General features: G+C 60.1%; 18 protein-coding genes. 9 read left to right on the forward strand and 9 right to left on the reverse strand.

Features of this window, described 5'->3' with window-relative positions; all coding sequences use genetic code 11:
* Positions 1–672, reverse strand: coding sequence for a FadR/GntR family transcriptional regulator (locus NCHU2750_RS23880; RefSeq protein ID WP_119944238.1), 672 nt, complete (start codon positions 670–672; stop codon positions 1–3).
* Positions 673–837: 165 nt separating this feature from the next.
* Between NCHU2750_RS23880 and NCHU2750_RS23885 the strand changes: the two genes are divergently transcribed.
* The 9 genes from NCHU2750_RS23885 to NCHU2750_RS23925 all read left to right on the forward strand — a co-directional run bounded on the left by NCHU2750_RS23885 (position 838) and on the right by NCHU2750_RS23925 (position 9,751).
* On the forward strand, positions 838–2,394 hold the full coding sequence (locus NCHU2750_RS23885) for a sugar ABC transporter ATP-binding protein (RefSeq protein WP_162939769.1): 1,557 nt from the start codon (positions 838–840) through the stop codon (positions 2,392–2,394).
* 2 nt (positions 2,395–2,396) lie between these two features.
* Positions 2,397–3,464 carry an ABC transporter permease gene (locus NCHU2750_RS23890; RefSeq protein WP_119944239.1) on the forward strand — a complete coding sequence of 356 codons (1,068 nt, stop codon included), beginning with the start codon at positions 2,397–2,399 and terminating at the stop codon, positions 3,462–3,464.
* 104 nt (positions 3,465–3,568) lie between these two features.
* On the forward strand, positions 3,569–4,513 hold the full coding sequence (locus tag NCHU2750_RS23895) for an ABC transporter substrate-binding protein (protein ID WP_119944240.1): 945 nt from the start codon (positions 3,569–3,571) through the stop codon (positions 4,511–4,513).
* Between the two features lie 69 nt (positions 4,514–4,582).
* A complete protein-coding gene (locus NCHU2750_RS23900; protein ID WP_119944241.1) occupies positions 4,583–5,590 on the forward strand; it encodes an aldo/keto reductase in 1,008 nt (335 codons plus the stop codon).
* A gap of 4 nt (positions 5,591–5,594) precedes the next feature.
* The gene (locus NCHU2750_RS23905; RefSeq protein ID WP_119944361.1) at positions 5,595–6,416 is read left to right on the forward strand and encodes an amidohydrolase family protein; all 822 of its coding nucleotides are present in this window, start codon (positions 5,595–5,597) and stop codon (positions 6,414–6,416) included.
* 6 nt (positions 6,417–6,422) lie between these two features.
* Complete coding sequence (locus tag NCHU2750_RS23910; RefSeq protein ID WP_119944242.1) at positions 6,423–6,752, forward strand: L-rhamnose mutarotase; 330 nt, start codon at positions 6,423–6,425, stop codon at positions 6,750–6,752.
* Between the two features lie 12 nt (positions 6,753–6,764).
* The gene (locus NCHU2750_RS23915; protein ID WP_119944243.1) at positions 6,765–7,499 is read left to right on the forward strand and encodes an SDR family oxidoreductase; all 735 of its coding nucleotides are present in this window, start codon (positions 6,765–6,767) and stop codon (positions 7,497–7,499) included.
* A 42-nt stretch (positions 7,500–7,541) separates the two neighbouring features.
* Positions 7,542–8,387, forward strand: a complete 846-nt coding sequence (locus NCHU2750_RS23920; protein ID WP_119944244.1) for a fumarylacetoacetate hydrolase family protein — start codon at positions 7,542–7,544, stop codon at positions 8,385–8,387.
* Positions 8,388–8,461: 74 nt separating this feature from the next.
* Positions 8,462–9,751, forward strand: coding sequence for an L-fuconate dehydratase (locus tag NCHU2750_RS23925; RefSeq protein ID WP_119944245.1), 1,290 nt, complete (start codon positions 8,462–8,464; stop codon positions 9,749–9,751).
* A gap of 111 nt (positions 9,752–9,862) precedes the next feature.
* Here NCHU2750_RS23925 and NCHU2750_RS23930 read toward each other — a convergent pair whose 3' ends face one another.
* The 8 genes from NCHU2750_RS23930 to NCHU2750_RS23965 form a co-directional block, all read right to left on the reverse strand.
* The gene (locus NCHU2750_RS23930) at positions 9,863–11,386 is read right to left on the reverse strand and encodes a UxaA family hydrolase (protein ID WP_119944246.1); all 1,524 of its coding nucleotides are present in this window, start codon (positions 11,384–11,386) and stop codon (positions 9,863–9,865) included.
* Positions 11,387–11,389: 3 nt separating this feature from the next.
* Positions 11,390–12,400, reverse strand: a complete 1,011-nt coding sequence (locus tag NCHU2750_RS23935) for a zinc-binding alcohol dehydrogenase family protein (protein ID WP_119944247.1) — start codon at positions 12,398–12,400, stop codon at positions 11,390–11,392.
* 43 nt (positions 12,401–12,443) lie between these two features.
* Positions 12,444–13,850, reverse strand: a complete 1,407-nt coding sequence (locus NCHU2750_RS23940; RefSeq protein WP_119944248.1) for a mannitol dehydrogenase family protein — start codon at positions 13,848–13,850, stop codon at positions 12,444–12,446.
* 238 nt (positions 13,851–14,088) lie between these two features.
* Complete coding sequence (locus NCHU2750_RS23945; RefSeq protein WP_119944249.1) at positions 14,089–15,495, reverse strand: TRAP transporter large permease; 1,407 nt, start codon at positions 15,493–15,495, stop codon at positions 14,089–14,091.
* A gap of 3 nt (positions 15,496–15,498) precedes the next feature.
* On the reverse strand, positions 15,499–16,074 hold the full coding sequence (locus NCHU2750_RS23950; RefSeq protein ID WP_119944250.1) for a TRAP transporter small permease: 576 nt from the start codon (positions 16,072–16,074) through the stop codon (positions 15,499–15,501).
* 58 nt (positions 16,075–16,132) lie between these two features.
* Positions 16,133–17,107: a sialic acid TRAP transporter substrate-binding protein SiaP gene (locus tag NCHU2750_RS23955; RefSeq protein WP_119944251.1), complete on the reverse strand. Its 975-nt coding sequence runs from the start codon at positions 17,105–17,107 to the stop codon at positions 16,133–16,135.
* Positions 17,108–17,168: 61 nt separating this feature from the next.
* Positions 17,169–17,882 carry a FadR/GntR family transcriptional regulator gene (locus NCHU2750_RS23960; protein ID WP_119944252.1) on the reverse strand — a complete coding sequence of 238 codons (714 nt, stop codon included), beginning with the start codon at positions 17,880–17,882 and terminating at the stop codon, positions 17,169–17,171.
* A 92-nt stretch (positions 17,883–17,974) separates the two neighbouring features.
* The gene (locus NCHU2750_RS23965) at positions 17,975–19,033 is read right to left on the reverse strand and encodes an Ldh family oxidoreductase (protein WP_119944253.1); all 1,059 of its coding nucleotides are present in this window, start codon (positions 19,031–19,033) and stop codon (positions 17,975–17,977) included.
* Positions 19,034–19,145: the final 112 nt, after the last annotated feature.

The raw sequence follows: 19,145 nt of genomic DNA on the forward strand, positions 1-19,145 counted from the left end.
CTAGTTTTCGAGCCAACGGCGACCGGAGGCGGTCAGGTGCGAATGCATGGCGGCCTGTGCCGCCAGCGGGTCACCTGCTTCGAGGGCCGCAAGAATGGCTCGATGCTCGGTAAGCGCGGCCGTCCAGCTGTCCGTTGTCTCGAAATGGCCGCGAATGCCGGCCGAAAGCGGGCTGTGGCGCTCGTCGAACAGGTTCGCGACAATCTCAGCCAGCAATATGTTACCCGCGCTCTGGGCGATCGTCAGGTGGAAGGCACGGTCCTGCTCGATCGGCTTGCGCGCGTTGGCAATGTCGTCAGCCATCGCATTGAGTATCGCCCGGAGAGAGGCGAGGGTCTCTTCCGTTATCATCGCCGCAGCCTGAATGATGATGGCGCTTTCGATCACTGCTCGCGCCTGCATCAGTTCCGACGGACTTTCTCCGAGCGAACGGCCAGCATTGCTCGGTTTGGCCGTGTTGAGTACATAGATGCCCGATCCCATCCGGATCTCGATCGTGCCGTCGATTTCGAGTGCGATCAGCGCTTCTCTCAGCGAGGGGCGTGAAACACCAAGCTGCTGGGCGAGATCCCGTTCGGCCGGCAGCCGGGAGCCGGTCTCATAGACGCCCTTGGCGATGAGATGCCGTACTCGGTCTGCTGTTTGCTGGTAAAGGCGTCGTGTATCCGTCATTGAGGTCAGGCCAATTGCGCATTTTATAAGCAAATTGTCGCCAATTGGCGTCAAATTTTGGCAAGGCGCAAGAAAAATCTGCAAATTGGCTTGACCAAATCTTCCGAGCGAGATTTGATAATCGGCAAGGGCCCTGGGAAGCCCTTGCGCGAAGAGGAGATCGCGATGGGAGGAATGCCGCAACCTGTCGGCTTTGCCGGAAGCACTGCGCCTGCAGTGTTGTTGAAGCTGGAAGGCGTGTCCAAGGAATTTCCGGGCGTCAAGGCGCTGTCGGGCGTCAGTTTCGATCTGCGTGCGGGTGAAGTTCATGCCGTCTGCGGTGAGAATGGTGCCGGCAAGTCGACGCTGATGAAGATCATCAGTGGTGTCTATCAGCCGAATTCCGGATCGATCACCTTCAAGGGTGAGCCGGTACAGTTTGCCTCGACGCTCCAGTCGGAAGCCGCCGGCATTGCCATCATCCACCAGGAACTCAATCTCGTTCCGCATTTAACGGTGGCGGAAAACATCTATCTCGCCCGCGAGCCGCGGCGCGGCTTTCTGGTCGACCGGAAACGCCTGCTTGCCGATGCCAAACGCTGTCTCGACAGGCTCGGCGTCGACATCGATCCGAATGTGCAGGTCCGGACGCTTTCGGTGGCCCAGTGTCAGATGGTGGAGATCGCCAAGGCGCTGTCGCTCGATGCGACCGTGCTTATCATGGATGAGCCGACCTCTTCGCTGACCGAGCAGGAGGCGCAGCTTCTGTTCAAGGTGATCCGCGATCTGAAGGGGCAGGGCACCGGCATCATCTATATCTCGCACCGGCTGGATGAGATGCAGGAGATCGTCGATCGCGTCACCGTGCTGCGCGACGGGCGCTACATCTCCACCGATGACTTTGCTGCCCTTACCGTCGATGACATTGTTGCCCGCATGGTGGGGCGCTCGCTGGAGGACAAATTTCCCGAACCGACGCGGATGCCCGGCTCCGAGATCATTTTCTCGGCAACCGGTCTGACCAGACGCGGCGTGTTCTCCGATATCGGTTTCGAGATCCGACGCGGCGAAATTCTCGGGTTCGCTGGATTGATGGGGGCAGGGCGCACGGAAGTGGCGCGCGCCATCTTTGGCGCAGACCCGCTCGATGGGGGTACGATCACGCTTGACGGCAACGAGTTGAAGATCACGGATCCGCGCAGCGCCATCGAGGCCGGGATCGCCTATCTGTCGGAAGATCGGAAGGCGCAGGGGCTGGCGGTGAAGATGCCGGTCGATGCCAACCTGGTCATGGCGCGGATGGATGCCGTGAGCAACGGTGCCGGCGTGATCGATCGCAAGCGCCATCGCGCAGCCGGTCAACGCTATGTCGATCTCCTCAATATCCGCACGCCGAGCCTCAGCCAGCCGGTGCGTCTGCTCTCCGGCGGCAACCAGCAGAAGATCATCATCGGCAAATGGCTGTTCCGCGAGCCGCGCATCATGTTTTTCGACGAGCCGACGCGCGGCATCGATGTCGGCGCCAAATTCGCCATCTACCAGATCATGGACGAGCTTGCGGCCCGCGGCATCGGCATCGTGCTGATCAGCTCGGAACTGCCGGAAGTGCTCGGCATGTCCGACCGTATCGCCGTCTTTCATGGCGGGCGGATCACTGCGACGCTTTCGACGCGCGCGACCTCCCAGGAAGAAATTATGCATTACGCATCCGGCAGCGGCCGGCATAGCGAACAGGGAATTTGAGAATGGCCGACATGACCAGTGAAAAACCGGTGCAGCAGCCGGCTCCGGCTTCCGGCCAGGCTTCCGCAGGCCAGCGACGTCGCCTGAGCGAACGGCAGAAGGATATCATCCAGAAATTTGCGGCCCTCGGCAGTCTGGTCGTGCTGGCGGTAATATTTTCGGTGACCAGCAGTGCCTTCATGACGGTCGGCAACGGAATGACGATCGCCTTGCAGGTGACCTCGATCGCCTTTCTGGGCATTGGCGCCACGTATGTGATCATCACCGGCGGTATCGATCTGTCGGTGGGGTCGGTTCTGGCGCTTGCCGGCGTGGTTGCGGCACTCGCCGTCAAGGACCTGCAATTGCCGATCTGGGTCGGCATGCTGCTCGGTATTCTGACCGGCTCGCTCTGTGGCCTTATCAACGGGCTCGTGGTCACCCAGTTGAAGCTGCCGCCCTTCATCGCAACGCTTGGGATGATGCTGATTGCCCGCGGCGTTGCGCTGGAAATCACCGGTGCGCGGGCTGTTTCCGGGCTGGGCGAAGCCTTTGGCGAGCTGGGCAACGGCTCTCTTTTCCGCATCGAGTCGCTCGATGATCAGGGTTTTCCGGTCGTTACCTTTCCCGGTATTCCATATCCGGTCGTGCTGATGATCGTCATCGGCATCATCGCGGCCTTCGTGCTGAACCGCACGGTGCTAGGGCGCTACATCTACGCCATCGGCTCGAATTCCGATGCGGCGCGACTGTCCGGCGTCAATGTCACGCGGGTGACGGCATTCACCTATGTCGTATCCGGAACGCTTGCTGGCCTGACCGGCTGCGTGCTGATGTCCCGCCTCGTCACTGCTCAGCCGAACGAGGGTGTTGCCTACGAGCTCGATGCGATCGCCAGTGCCGTCATCGGCGGCACCTCGCTGATTGGTGGCGTCGGCACGATTTCCGGCACGATGATCGGCGCCTTCGTCATCGGCATATTGCGCAACGGATTGAATATGAACGGCGTCTCAGCCTTCACCCAGCAGATCATCATCGGCCTCGTCATTCTGGTCACCGTCTGGATCGACCAGCTGCGCAACCGCCGCTGAGGACAAGGGAACGGCCGGGGGCCGGACCTTACCATGGAAGCCACGGGAGGGGGAGGAGCCTTCCCTTTAAACGGACCCTTCAGGGTCATTCGAGGAGGAAAGACATGCGTAGACTTGCAACGGTCCTGATGGCGTCGGCACTGGCCTTCGCCGGGGCATCCGCCGCATCGGCGGGCGAAATCGCCGTCATCGTCAAGACGGTCAATTCGACCTACTGGCAGAATGTGCAGAAGGGTGCGGAAGCTGCGATCGGCGCCGCCAAGGGCGAGCAGACAATGACGTTCCAGGGCCCGGCGGCGGAATCCGCCATCGCCGACGAGGTCAACATGGTCGAAAACGCCGTCAACCGAAAGGTTTCCGCCATTCTGCTAGCACCGTCCGACCCGGATGCGCTGGTGCCGGCGGTGAAGAAGGCGTGGGAAGCCCGTATCCCTGTCGTCGTCATCGACAGTCAGCTCGCCAGTGGTGCCGACAAATATTACCAGTCCTTCCTTGCTACCGACAACCACAAGGCTGGCGAACTGGCGGCCAAGGCGCTGATCGACAAGGTCGGCACCACCGGCAAGATCGCTGTCATGTCCTATGTCGCTGGTGCAGGTTCCGAAATCGGCCGTGTTGGCGGCTTCACCGACTACATCAAGGCCCACTCCAAGCTTGAGATCGTCGGCCCCTATTATTCGCAGTCGCAGATGGCAACGGCTCTCAACCAGACGACCGACGTTCTGGCTGCCAACAGCGACCTCAAAGGCATTTTCGGTGCCAATGAACCGACTGCAATCGGCATGGGGCGTGCCATCAAGCAGGCCGGTAAGGCTGGCAAGATCGTCGCAATCGGCTTCGACGGAAACCAGGACCTGCAGGAATTCGTCAAGGACGGAACCCTCGATGCAACGGTCGTGCAGGGCTCCTATCAGATGGGCGAAAAGGGCATCCAGACGCTTCTTTCCATCATCGCCAAGAAGAAGGTCGAGAAGACCGTCGACACCGGTGTCGTCGTAGTGACCAAGGACAATATCGACAAGCCGGAAGCCAAGAACGTTCTCTACTGACAAGACAGGTGCGCGGGCGAGAACCGCCCGCGCGCTTCATTTCGAGCACGATCAGGATTTCAAGACATCATGAAGGTTTCGGACAGGCGCAAGCTGCGCAATCGCGACGTCTCGTTCACGCTCATGGGGCTCGGTTGCGCCCAGATGGGCAATCTCTATCGGCTGACCAGCTATCAGGAATCCTTTGGCGCCTTCGAGGCCGCCTGGGATGCTGGCATCCGCTATTTCGATACGGCGCCCTTCTATGGATATACCCGATCGGAGCGCCGGCTTGGCACGATGGTCACGGATCGTGCGCGCAACGACTATGTACTGAGCACCAAGGTCGGTCGTATCATGGTGCCGGATGAAACGGTCGGGCCGGAAGAGGATGCCTATGTCGCGCCGCTGCCGTTCCGGCCGCATTACGATTACAGTTATGATGCGATCATGCGTTCCTTTGAGGCAAGCCGGCAGCGTCTCGGCATCTTCAAACCGGACGTGCTTTATGTCCACGATATCGGCCGCGCCACCCATGGCGACCGTCACCAGCATTACTGGGACCAATTGACGAAGGGTGGTGGTTTCCGGGCGCTTGGAGAGTTGCGGGTCAGCGGCATGGTCAAGGCGATCGGCCTTGGCGTCAATGAATGGCAGGCCATCGCCGATGCCATGGATGAATGCGACATCGACGTCTCGATGCTGGCCGGTCGCTATACGCTCCTGGAGCAGGAAAGCCTACCGCTACTGGACCGCTGTTACCGCGAAGGTGTCGGCATCGTCGTGGCGGGCGCCTTCAATTCCGGACTTCTGGCCGGTAACCGCAAGTTCAATTATGCCGAAGCCCCCGCTGATATTCTCGCCCGCGTCGGCGAGATTGAGGCAGCCTGTGAAGCAGAAGGTGTCGCCATGCAGGCGGCAGCGCTCGCCTTTCCGGCGCTGCATCCGGCCGTCGTCACCGTTGTTTCCGGCGCACGCAATGCCGAGCAGATCAAGGCCAATGTCGATTGGTTCGAACAGGATATCCCGGCCTCCTTTTGGGCGCGTCTGAAGGACAAGGGCGTGATCTCGGCCGACGCATCGGTTGCTGGCGGTTGACACGATGATCATCGACGCCCACCAGCATTTCTGGCTGATGAAGGACCGGCAGGGTGGTTGGCCCCCGCCGGAACTTGCTGCCATTCACCGCGATTTCCTTCCGCACGATCTGGCACCGGAAACTGCTGCGGCGGGAGTGGCCGGCACCGTTCTCGTGCAATCGTTGCCGAGCGTCGAGGACACCCGTTTCATGCTCGGTCTCGCCGAAGCGAGCGAAACCATTCTGGGTGTCGTCGGCTGGGTCGAGATGAAGGCGGATGATGCGCCGAGGGTGATTGCAGATCTTGCGAAGTCGCCGAAGCTGAAGGGGCTGAGGCCGATGTTGCAGGATATTGCCGATCCAGACTGGATCGACGATCCGGCTCTGGAACCGGCGGTGGAAGCAATGATGGCGCATCGCCTTGTTTTCGATGCGCTCGTGCTGGAACCCCATCTTTCAGCACTTCACGCCTTTGCGCGCCGCCATCCGGGCCTTTCTATCGTCATCGACCACGGCGCGAAACCGCGGATCGCGGGTGGCCACTATCGTGATTGGCGACACGAGATGCTGCGGCTCGCTGAACTTCCGAATGTATGCTGCAAACTGTCCGGCATGCTGACCGAGGCCGGTGAGCAGCGCGCGGAAGCGGTTCGCCCCTATGCCGAAACCCTGCTGGAATTATTCGGGCGCGAGCGCCTCATCTGGGGGAGCGACTGGCCGGTTGTCAATCTCGCTGGCAGTTACGCAGGCTGGATCGCGCAATGCCGGCAGATCGTGCCCGAGGCTGATCACGATTTCGTGTTTGGTGGCAACGCGTTGCGCGTCTATCGCCTCAAGGAAGGGTAGTCGGACATGCAAAGAATGGGAATGGTGATCGGTGTCGAGCCCGGTCAGGTGGAAGCCTACAAACGGTTGCATTCGGCTGTCTGGCCGGAAATTCTCGACCTTATATCGCGCTGCAATATCCGCAACTACTCGATCTATCTCCGCGAACCCGAAAACCTTCTATTCGGTTATTGGGAATATCACGGCACTGATTTTGCTGCCGATATGGCGAAAATGGCGGCGAGCGAAAAGAACCAGGAATGGTGGTCGTACTGTATTCCTTGCCAAAGGCCTTTCGCAACGCGAAAGGATGGGGAATGGTGGGCATCGATGGATGAGGTGTTCCATCTCGACTGAAAGGGAGAAGACATGACAGGTAAGCTAGGAGGCAAGGTGGTCGTGGTGACCGCTGCCGGTCAGGGAATTGGGCGAGCCAGCGCCTTGGCCTATGCCGCCGCCGGTGCCAAGGTCTGGGCAACCGATATCAACGAAGAAGCGCTCGCAACCTTGAACGGGACCGTGAATATCGAGACCGCCAAGCTTGACGTGCTCGACAGCTCGTCGGTGACAGCATTTTTCGAGAGGATCGGCGCCGTCGACGTACTGTTCAATTGCGCCGGTGTCGTCCATTCGGGCTCTGTGCTTGAAATGGCGGACAAGGACCTGGACTTCGCCTTCGATCTCAATGTGCGTGCCATGGTGCGCACCATCAAGGCGGTCCTGCCGGGTATGCTGGAGCGCGGTGACGGTACGATCATCAACATGGCGTCGATTGCCTCGAGTTCCAAGGGCGTGCCGAACCGCTGCGCCTACGGCACGAGCAAGGCTGCAGTGATCGGGCTGACCAAATCGATCGCGGCGGATTATGTGACGCGCGGCATTCGTTGCAACGCGATTTGCCCGGGCACGGTCGAAAGCCCGTCGCTCGAAGGCCGCATGCGTGCCCAGGGCAATTATGACGAAGCCCGCGCCGCCTTTATCGCACGTCAGCCGATGGGGCGCCTCGGTGCCCCGGAGGAAATCGCGGAACTCGCCGTCTATCTCGCAGGCGCTACCTATACGACGGGTCAGGCAGTCGGCATTGACGGCGGCTGGTCGATCTGAACCATTTTGGCAAGCAAAGTTTGAATTGAGAGGACTATACTGATGAAATTCCTGCGTTATGGCGCGCCCGGTGCTGAAAAGCCCGCAATCGTGGATGCCGACGGCCAGATCCGCGATCTCTCCGCACATGTTTCCGATCTTTCCGGTGCGGCTCTCGCCCCCGATGCGCTCGCCAAGCTGGGTGCCATCGATATGAAAAGCCTGCCGCTGGTTGAAGGTTCGCCACGCCTTGGCCCCTGCGTTGCCGGCACCGGCAAGTTCATCTGCATCGGCCTGAACTATTCCGACCACGCCGCCGAAACCGGCGCGACGGTTCCGCCGGAGCCGATCATCTTCATGAAGGCATCCTCGGCTATCGTCGGTCCGAACGACGACGTCGTCATCCCGCGCGGTTCTGAAAAGACCGACTGGGAAGTCGAACTCGGCGTCGTCATCGGCAAGACGGCGAAATATGTCTCGGAGGACGATGCGCTGGATTACGTCGCCGGCTATTGCCTCACCAACGACGTTTCCGAACGTGCCTTCCAGGCCGAGCGTTCGGGCCAGTGGACCAAGGGCAAATCCTGCGACACGTTCGGTCCGCTCGGCCCCTGGCTCGTCACCAAGGACGAGATTGCCGATCCGCAGAACCTCGGCATGTGGCTTAAGGTCAATGGCGAGATGATGCAGAACGGCTCGTCGAAGACCATGGTCTACGGCGTCAAGTTCCTCGTCTCGTATCTCAGCCAGTTCATGTCGCTGCATCCGGGCGACGTCATCTCCACCGGCACGCCTCCGGGCGTCGGTCTTGGCATGAAGCCGCCGCGCTTCCTCAAGGCCGGTGATGTTGTCGAACTCGGCATTGAGGGCCTCGGCACCCAGAAGCAGACGTTCAAGGCTGACATCTAAGAGAATTGGTCGGCGCGCCGGTTTGGAGGCTGGCGCGCCGATTTCATGAAAACTACTGGCAGAGGAGGCCGCCCATGACCCGCATCACCAATCTTCGTGTCTTTGATCTGCGCTTTCCGACTTCGGCAAGCCTCGACGGATCGGATGCGATGAACCCCGATCCGGATTATTCGGCAGCCTATGTCATTCTCGAAACCGATCGTGACGGCATTTCCGGCCATGGCCTGACCTTTACCATCGGCCGAGGCAACGACATTTGCTGCATGGCAATCGAGGCGATGCGTCATCTGGTCGTCGGCAAGGATCTGTCGGAGATGCGCGCTGGCCCCGGTAAATTCTGGCGGCACCTGACCGGCGACAGCCAGTTGCGCTGGATCGGGCCGGATAAGGGCGCCATGCATCTGGCGACCGGTGCCGTGGTCAATGCGCTCTGGGATGCGCTCGCCAAGGAGGCGGGCATGCCGGTGTGGAAATTCGTTGCGACCATGTCGCCGGAAGAGATCGCCGATATCGTCGATTACCGCTATCTCACCGATGCGCTGACCCGAGATGAGGCGATCGATATCCTGCGCAAGGCGGAAGCCGGCAAGGCAGAACGGATCGCCATTCTCGAGAAGGACGGTTACGCCTGCTACACGACGTCCGCCGGATGGCTCGGTTACCCCGACGATAAGCTGCGGCGCCTGGCGCAGGAAGCCGTCGATGCAGGGTTCAGTCATGTGAAGATGAAGGTCGGCCGTGATTTGGAAGATGATATCCGCCGGCTCACCATTTGCCGGGAAGTGATCGGTCCCGATCGCTACATGATGATCGATGCGAACCAGGTCTGGGACGTTGATCAGGCCATAGACTGGGTGAAGGCACTCTCCTTCGCAAAGCCTTATTTCATCGAGGAGCCGACCAGCCCCGACGATGTGGCAGGACATAAGAAGATCCGCGAGGCGATCGCCCCGGTGAAGGTCGCGACCGGCGAAATGTGCCAGAACCGTATCATGTTCAAGCAGTTCATCGCCGAAGGTGCGATCGATATCGTGCAGATAGATGCTTGCCGCATGGGCGGGCTGAACGAGGTCCTTGCAGTGCTGCTGATGGCGGCAAAATTCGGCAAGGCGGTCTGGCCGCATGCCGGAGGCGTCGGCCTTTGCGAATATGTCCAGCACCTGTCGATGATCGACTACATCGCTGTGTCAGGTACGAAGGAAGGCCGGGTGATCGAATATGTCGACCATCTGCACGAACATTTTGTCGATCCCTGCATCATCAGGGACGCCGCCTATATGCCGCCGTCACGACCGGGATTCTCGATCGAGATGAAGCCTCAGTCGATTGAAGCATATCAGTTCGGAAGGCCGAAGGCGGCTTGATCCACACTCGGTCGTCATGCTCGGGCTTGTCCCGAGCACCTGCCCCGTTTCAAAATCTGCTACATGATTAGATCCTCGGGACAAGCCCGAGGATGACTATACGTTCGCGGCTTACATCACCGCGCCGATCTGCCAGGGCACGAATTCGTTGCGGCCGTAGCCGAGCGCTTCGGACTTCGACGGCTTGCCGGATGCGACGGCGAGGATCGTTTCGAAGATCTGTTTGCCCTTCTCCTCCAGCGTCACGCCATCGATGATGTCGCCGCAGTTGATGTCCATGTCTTCCGGCATCTGGGCATAGAGTTGGCTGTTGGTGGCAAGCTTGATCGAGGGCACCGGCTTGCAGCCATAGGCCGATCCGCGGCCGGTGGTGAAGCAGAGGATATTGGCACCGCCGGCAACCTGACCGGTGGCCGCGACCGGATCGTATCCGGGCGTGTCCATATAGACGAAACCCTTGCGGTCGATCCGTTCGGCATAGCGATAGACACCGCGCAGCGTCGAGTTGCCGCCCTTGGCGACCGCGCCAAGCGATTTTTCCAGGATGGTGGTCAACCCACCGGCCTTGTTTCCGGGCGAGGGGTTGTTGTTCATCTCGCCACCGTTGCGGGTCGTGTATTCCTCCCACCAATGGATCAGGTCGACGATCTTCTGGCCGACCTCGACGCTTTCTGCCCTACGGGTGAGGAGATGCTCGGCGCCATAGATTTCCGGCGTTTCGGACAGGATGCTGGTTCCGCCCTGGCGCACCAGCATGTCTGCGGCAACGCCGAGCGCCGGGTTGGCGGTGAGACCGGAATATCCGTCCGAACCGCCGCATTGCAGCGCGAGGGTCAGTTCGGAGGCCGGCAGGGCCTCGCGCTTCGAGCGAGCGACGAAGGGCAGCATTTCCTTGATGCGGGCAACGCCGGCTTCGACTGCCTTGCGTGTTCCACCGATCTCCTGGATCGTCAGTGACTGGAAATGTTCGCCCTCGGCTATTTTGTAGGTATCCTTCATCCGCGGGATCTGGAAGACCTCGCAGCCAAGACCGATCAGCACGACAGCGCCGAAGTTCGGATGGCTTGCATAGCCCCACTGGGTGCGCGACAGCACATCGAATGCCTCGCCCTTGCCGGCCATGCCGCAGCCCTGGCCATGCGGCAGCGGTACGACACCGTCGATATTCGGATAGTCGTCGAGAATGCCGGAGCGGTTGATCTCGTCAGCGACATAATCCACGACCGTGGCGGAACAGTTCACCGATGACAGGATGCCGATATAGTTGCGGGTGCCCGCGCGGCCATCGGCGCGGCGATAGCCTTCGAAGAAGGCGGGCACTTCGCCCTGGTGCAAGGCATCCGGCGGACCGGCTTCGGAGGCGAAGGCGTAGTCGCGCGCGAAGTCGTCGCCCATCGTGACGTTCTTTTCATGCACCCACTCGCCCGGTTGAATGTCGGTCGAGGCAAAGCCGATGACCTGGCCGAACTTGCGGATGGGCTCTCCCTTGGCAATCGGGCGGCTTGCGACCTTGTGGCCGCGTGGGACGCGGCTTGAGGTCAGGATCTGGCCCTCGACGGGCGATCCCGTAGGCAGATCCGCGATCGTAACCACGATGTTGTCTTGGGTGTTCAGTCTCAGGGTTTTGGCCGACATCTATCAAACCTCCAGAATGGCCTTGATCACGCCGGCTTCCGGCTTCGACCAGGCGGAGAAAAGCTCCACGGCATCGGCAAGCGGCGCGCGGTGGGTGTTGAGTGCACGGGTCGGCACACGGCCGGCCTCTATCTGGCGTACGACTTCGGCGAAATCATCCGGCTGCGCATTGCGGCTGGCGATCAGCGTCACTTCGCGCTTGTGGAAGTCCGGGTCGGAAAAGGTGATGTCCTGCAGGACGACCGACAACAGCACGTAACGCGCACCATGGGCCAGAAAGTTGAAACCACGTTGCATGGGCACGGCATTGCCGGTGGCATCGATGACGACATCATACCACTCCCCGCCGGTCATTCGTTCGGCGGTCTTTTCAGCGTCTGCGTCGGCAAAGATCGTCTCGTCGGCCCCAAGTTGGTCGACGGCAAAAGCCAGGCGGTCTTTGCGCGTGTCCATCACCGTGACATGGGCACCGCGCGCCTTGGCGAAGATGATGGCCGACATACCGATCGGACCGGCACCGGTGATGAGGATGCGGTCTTCGGCAGTGATAGCTCCGCGCTTGACGCCATGGGCACCGATGGCAAGGAACTCTATCATCGCCGCGTCTTCAAGCGGAATATTGCCGGTCGGAATGACATTCTTTTCCGGTATGCAGAGATATTCCGCCATGCCGCCATCACTATGGACCCCGAGAACCGCGATCTTCTGGCAGGCATTGGTAATGCCCTTCCGGCACGCCTGGCAGTGGCCACAGGTAATATAGGGGACAATGTAGACCGGGTCCCCCGCCTTCAGTCTGCTGCCGGCGGGTGCTTCGGCGACGGTTCCGGAAAGCTCGTGCCCCATGACGCGAGGGTATTCGAGAAATGGATGTTTTCCCGCAAAGATGTGAAGGTCGGTGCCGCATATGCCGACATGGCGGATGCGTACCTTCACCTCATTTTCTCCTCGGGCGGGTTCGGCCCGATCCTCGAGTGCAAGCCGGCCGGGCTCGGTACAGACGAGCGCCTTCATGATGAACTCCTGCTATTATCTGGGGGTGTCCTGAACGTGAATGTTACAGCCATGCTGCGACCTCCCGGTTGACGAGGTCGCGCCATGGTCGCGACGTTGCGAGCGGCCGGGGAAAGAGGCCTTCGATAGCCACGAAGCTCGCTGTGTAGTCTTGCGGATCCGCCCCCTGCGCAGCAGACAGCAGTTCGTCGCGGCGCGGATCGTTGCAGTCCTTGAAGCGTATCAGTGCGGCAATCCAGAGGCCGACGACGCGGGCGAAGCTTGCACCGTCATCGCCGGCGGCCAGAGCCTCGACTGCGGGAGAGAAGATCCTCTGCGGCAGTTTCTGGCTGGAATCCATGGCAATCTGGATATTGCGATGGGCGATCGCACGGTTGCTGAACCGCTCGATCAACTGGTTCATGTAGTGGTCGAGATCTATGTCGGGCACCGGGTCGAGCGTTGCCGATGCCACCCGCATATGGTCTCTCGTCATGGCGACGAATTCCGGGTCAGCCATGACGTCGCGCACACAGTCCAGCCCCTTGAGCAGGCCCAGATGGGCGATCATGGTATGGGAGCCGTTGAGCAGCCTGAGCTTCATCTTCTCGTAGGGTTCAACGTTCTTGACGAACAGGGCGCCGCCAGCTTCCCATGACGGACGGGCGGAAATGAATTCGTCCTCGATTACCCATTGCATGAAGGGTTCGGTGTCGAGCGCCAGCGCATCGTTCACGCCAAGCAGGCTTCGGGCACGGAGGCGTGTGTCGTCGGTAGCCGCAGGAACGATGCGGTCGACCATGGAGGATGGAAAGGCACCTTCCGTCTCGATCCAGAGCGCCAGGCGCGGATCATGCCGCTCGGCCATTTCGAGAACCAGTTTGCGCACCACTTTGCCGTTGGACGGGAGGTTGTCGCAGCAGAGCACGGTGAACGGGCGCATACCTCTGTTGCGACGCGCGGCAAGACCGGCCACCAGATAACCTATGGCGCCAACGGGAGCGTCTGGATTGGCGATATCGTTGGCGATTGCCGGGTGGGTCTCGTCGATGCCGCCGGTAGCCGGATGCAGCCCATAGGCCTTTTCGGAGACAGTGAGCGTCACGATGTGAATGGAGGTGTTGGCGAGGTAGGCCAATACCCGCTTGCGGTCACGGGCGGCACATAACCAGTCTATGGTAACACCGACCACCTCGCTGGTCTCCCCATGGCTATCGCGTACTGTGACGGAATAGAGCCCGCCTTGCGCAGCCAACGCTTCGACAGGCTCGGGCGAGCGCAGGTTCACCGCAACGATGCCCCATGGCCCGAATTCGCTCTGCAGTGCGCGCTGGGTGTAGATGCCCTGATGTGCTCGGTGAAATGCGCCGAGCCCGAAATGCAGGATGCCGGGCTGAAGGTCATTACGGTCATAGCCAGGGCGAAGTACGGTGGGCGGGAACTGGGTATCGGCAGAAAGCTGGCTGGTCATCGTCTCATCCCGAATTGACTATTGTTCGAGGATCCTTCGATACCGCGCAATTCTGCTGTGCCGCCTGTGCGGTAATGCGCCACTTTCAGCCCGACCTCTTGTCCTGCTGGCTTGGGGGGCGTCTCTCCCTTAGCCGTCAGGTCACGGTTGCAGAAAAGACGAAAGATCTTCGTCGACATGGTTCATGCCTTCAATTGTGATATTGGGCCTGCGCCAGCTTGTGGCGCAGGCGGGTTTCTCAGCGGATCAAGCCCATTTCGGTCGGCAGCCAAAGGGTGACGACGGGAACGAAGGTGATGATCAGCAATGCGATGAACAGCGGCACCAGCCATGGCAGGATTGCCATCGTCGTGCGCTCGACCGAGAGCTTGGCAACGCGCGACAGGACAAACAGCACCATGCCGAGCGGTGGATGCAGAAGCCCGATCATCAGGTTCAGCGTCATGATCAGCCCGAAATGCACCGGGTCGATATGAAACTGTAGCACCAGCGGCAAAAGGATCGGCACCAGAATGGTGATCGCAGCGATCGTGTCGAGGAAACAGCCGACGAACAGCATCAGCAAGTTCACAAGGATGAGGAAGACCCATTTGCTGTCGGTGATCGACAGGATTGCCGTCGACAGAAGCTGAGCGGTCTGGCTGGCCGTCAGGAGCCAGGCGAAAACCGCGGCGGATGCGACGATGAAGAGTACCGAGGCCGTAGTCTCGATAGTGTCCATCGTGGCCTTGGCGAGCGTTCTGAAAGTCATTGTCCGGTATCGCACGAGACCGAGGAAGAGCGACCAGAGCACGGCTGCCACGGCTGCCTCCGTCGGGGTGAACCAGCCCATCGTCATGCCGCCGATGAGGATGACCGGCGTCATCAAGGCCATGACGGCGGAAAAGTCGAAATACCAGTCGCAGGCGATCAGGATCACCAGGACTATGCCAACCGCTAAGTTGAGCGAGAGCCCGAACAATGTCAGCAGGTAGATGCCGAGCGGCACCATCATGACGACGAGGATCTCGAAGGATGCGCCGGACAGGTTCTTGAGGCTGAAAGGCGTATCCGACCCCCAGCGCTTGACGAAGGCGAACACGGCGACCGTGATCATCATCAGAACGGTCATCACCACGCCCGGCAGGATGCCGGCCATGAACAGCGCGCCGATCGAGACATTGGCCATCATGCCGTAGATGACGAACGGGAGCGATGGCGGGAAGATCGGTCCAAGCGTTGCCGAGGCGGCAGTAACGCCAACCGCGGCCTCGATCGGATAGCCGTGATCCTTCATCGCCTTGATCTCGATCGTGCCGATACCGGCGGCATCCGCGAGGGCGGTGCCGGACATGCCTGAAAACACCACCGAACCGATGATGTTGACCTGGGCAAGGCCACCCTTCATCCAGCCGACAAGGGCAACGGCGAAGGAGTAGATGCGTCCGGTCACGCCGGCAATATTCATGAGGTTGCCGGCAAGGATGAAGAAGGGCACCGCGAGCAGCGGAAAGCTCTCGACGCCGGCGATAAGGCGCTGCGCCGCGATGATGTCGGGCGCGATGCCATAGACGAGAAGATAGGCGAGCGAAGACGTCGCCATGGAGACGGCAACCGGCACGCCGATCAGCATCAGCAGGAGAAATGATCCAACGAGTAGCAGCATGGCTCAGTCTCCGCTCTGGAAGGCTTCGGGTCGCTCAAGTACCGAGTAACCCCGGCGCATATTGGCGACGAAAACCTGGATGGAGCGGAACAGCATCAGCACGAAGGCGGCTAGTACCGAGTAGAAAACGATGCCGCGTGGCAGGGCGATCGTCACCATTTCCTCATCGGCAACGATTTCCATGTAGCGCCACATCAGCCATGAGCCGTAAGCAAAGAAGCCGATGCGGATGAGGTCGACAAGTGTTGCCAGCACGCGTGTCACCCTGGCCGGAAGGTAGTGGTAGAGCACATCGACCTGAATGTGCCGCGACATGCGCACGCACATCACGGCGCCTAGAAAGACCACGCCGATCAGGCAGTTGACCGCGATTTCCTCTGTCCAGGCATAGCTGTCGTTGAGCACGTATCGCGTGAAGAACTGAAGGAAGACGCAGCCGGTCATCAGCCAGAAGAGCGCCAGCGTGATCCAGTCCTCGAAAGCATAGACCTTCAGATCGACCACTGCCGGCGCATCGTCGAACGTATGCGCCAGTTCTTCAGGCGTGACCTGAGTATGAACTTCTTGAATTGTCGTCATGAGCTTGTCCCATTCGTGAGAAGCCGGCGCGGCATTGTTTCAGCCGCGCCGAACGGGATCACTTGATGGCGCGGATGGCTTCCCAGTCGGCCTTGTTGTAGCCGAACTCCTCGAAGGTCACCTTATCGAGGACGTTCTTCTCGAAGTCGGCCTTGTCGACCTCGACGACATTGAGGCCCTTCTTTTTGAAGTCGTCGACGAGCTTGTTTTCACGTTCCTCGATGATCTTCGTCGTCTTGGCGGCGGCTTCCTGCATGACATCGATGAAGATCTTTCGGTCTTCTTCGGAGAGGCTTGCCCAGCGGCTCTTGGAGATGACCGTGTTGAGGTGATCGACGATATGGCCGGTCAGCACGATGTTCTTCTGAACCTCGTAGAACTTCTTGGCTTCGATCGTGGTCAGCGGGTTTTCCTGTGCATCGACGGTGCCGTTCTGGAGGGCCAGATAGACCTCGGCAAAGGCGATCGGCGTCGTGTTGGCACCGCAGGCGCGTGGCATGGCGAGATAGGCAGGCACGTCAGGAACGCGCATCTTCACGCCCTTCAAATCAGCGCACTTCGTGATCGCCGTATTCGAGGTCGTGTGGCGGGTACCGTAATAGCTGACGGCTGCGATGACGTTGCCGGTCTTGTCTTCATAGCCCTTTGCGAGCCGCTTGAAGACATCACTCTTGGTATAGGCGATCAGGTGTTCCGGGTTGCGGAAGATATAAGGGAAATAAGTGACGCCGATCGGCTTGTAGTCGCGGGCGGCAAAGCTCGATCCGGAGATGATGATGTCGACGGTACCGAGCTTGAGGCCCTGGTTGATATCGGCTTCCTTGCCGAGTTGCGACGCCGGGTAGACGTCGATCTTATAGCGGCCGTTGGTGCGTTTTTCGATTTCCTGGGCGGCCCACACCGATTCCGTGTGGAAGGGCTCGGATGTCTCGTAGACATGCGCCCATTTCAGCGTTTCCGTGGCATGCGCCGTCAATGCCGACGCCACGACGATTGCTGCTGCCCCAAGCAGTGCTTTGAATCTCGAACTCATTCTGTCCTCCCGAATAGCGTTCAGATTGCTCCCTTGACCGGCCGCCTCCTCGCGGCTGAGGTCACTCCTCTCTCGTTGGCTCCTCTCCGAAGCTTTCCGAGAATCTCTTCTGCGATTGCGTAAGATGCATGCGCATTGCCTCTCGCGCCGCTGTCGGGTCTCCCGTGGCCAGCGCATCACGAATGACTTTGTGCTCCTCCAGAGCCGCGCGCCATGTATGCGGTCCCTCGAAATAACTGGCGAGCTTCTTGAAGAAGGGCGACGAGCGCTCGTCGTAGATCAGGCCGGTGAACCGGTTCAGCGCAGAATTGCCGATCATCTCGGCAATCGTCGTATGGAAAAGTCGGTCAAGCGTCAGGGCCCGAGTGTTATCGTCCAATACGCCTTCCATCTCCTCAAGAATCTGATTTAGATGTCTGATGCTGTCGGCATCCACGCGCCTTGCAGCCTCTTCAGCAATAGCGCTTTCGATCAGACAGCGAGCCTGAAGGATCTCGAACGGGCCCTCGCTGTCATCGGCGGGAAGCGGTTCACTGGTCACATCTGCCTTCTGGTTGACGTAGACGCCCGACCCCATTCGGATTTGTACCAGCCCTTCGACTTCTAGCACGATAAGTGCTTCCCGTACCGTGGGCCGTGACACGCCGAGACGCTCCGCGAGCTCACGCTCGGCAGGCAGCCTTTCTCCGACCGGAATTTCTCCCGACTGGATCAAAGTGCGAAGCTGTTCCGCCGCCTGACGATAAAGCCGGCGCGGTTCTAGCGCGACAAACATGAAAACCTCCAGGCGCGTCTCTCCTCCCGCGCCGTCTGGTCAAATTGTCTTACCAATTATCATTCGTCAAGTGGTTCTTTAGCAAGGGTTCATCAGGCGGGCATCGGCACGCCGTATCGCCCGGAAAGCTCATGGAAGGCTTGGCGAGTGACCGGGTCGAGCTCGACACCGTGAGCATTCCGATGGCTCGCGACTTTCCATTCACGGTCGCCGGGCGCCATGACGGTTGCGCCTTCCCGGGCAGGAGATGTTCGCAGCGTTTCGACATAGCGTTTCATGCCGGCTTCGAACGTCGCCCGATCACCGAAGGCTTCCGGCAGAATGGCCATGACGAAGGCGCCGAGCTGCCGAGGGGTTTTCATATCCTCACCGTTCATCGGCGGGATGTCGAAGCTGAGCCGCATGCCGGTCAGAACGGCGCTGAAGATTTCCGCTATGCCGGCAAGTGCTGCACCCTTGAAGCCGAAGGCGGCCCCAACTGGCGCCAGCATCTCCGTGAGATTTGCATCCGTGGTGTCCAAGCCTGCGGCGTCGGAGGCGACGCCTTCGGGAAGCGTCGTGCCCGTGCTGCGGTAAAGCAGAACCCGGTTGAAGGGCACGGCGCTGGTCGCCATGTCGAGGAACCACGGGTCTTCGCCGGCAATCGGCACCGCCATGGAAATGGGATTGGTGCCATGGAATCTCGCGGCACCGTCATGCAGCCGGACGAAGCTATCCGAATTGCAGAAGGACAGGCCGATCAATCCCTGTCGTGCTGCTTCGACCGAATAGGCACCGGCGGCGCCGAAATGCGAACTGTTGCGGATGCCGACCGCACCGATGCCGAACTGGCGGGCAAGTTCGATCGCTTTTTTCATCGCTGCGTAGGCGGGTACCGCTCCCTGTGCGTGATCGCCGTCAAGGGTCTCGACCGCACCGAAGCCCGAGGCCTTCTTCATCACCGGGGTCTTGTTGAGCCGGCCGCCTTCCAGGGCTTTGACATAGTGGTCGAGCAGGCGGACGCCATGGCTGTCGACGCCGCAGCGGGTCGCATGCATCATCGCTCTTGTCGTCGCCTCGCATGTTTCGTCATTGGCGCCGCAGGCGGCCAGGATCTGACGGCAGAAGCGATCGAGATCCGACAATGATACGACTTGATGAATGGCGTCCATGACTCTCCCTCGAAATTTATGTCTTTTGTGTACACTAGACATTCTTTTTGCGGGATGCAATTGAATGAGATCTTGAGGGACAGCTTTTTTGGCCCGGTGCGGCATTTCGGGA

This window comes from Neorhizobium sp. NCHU2750, assembly GCF_003597675.1.
Lineage (GTDB): Bacteria > Pseudomonadota > Alphaproteobacteria > Rhizobiales > Rhizobiaceae > Neorhizobium.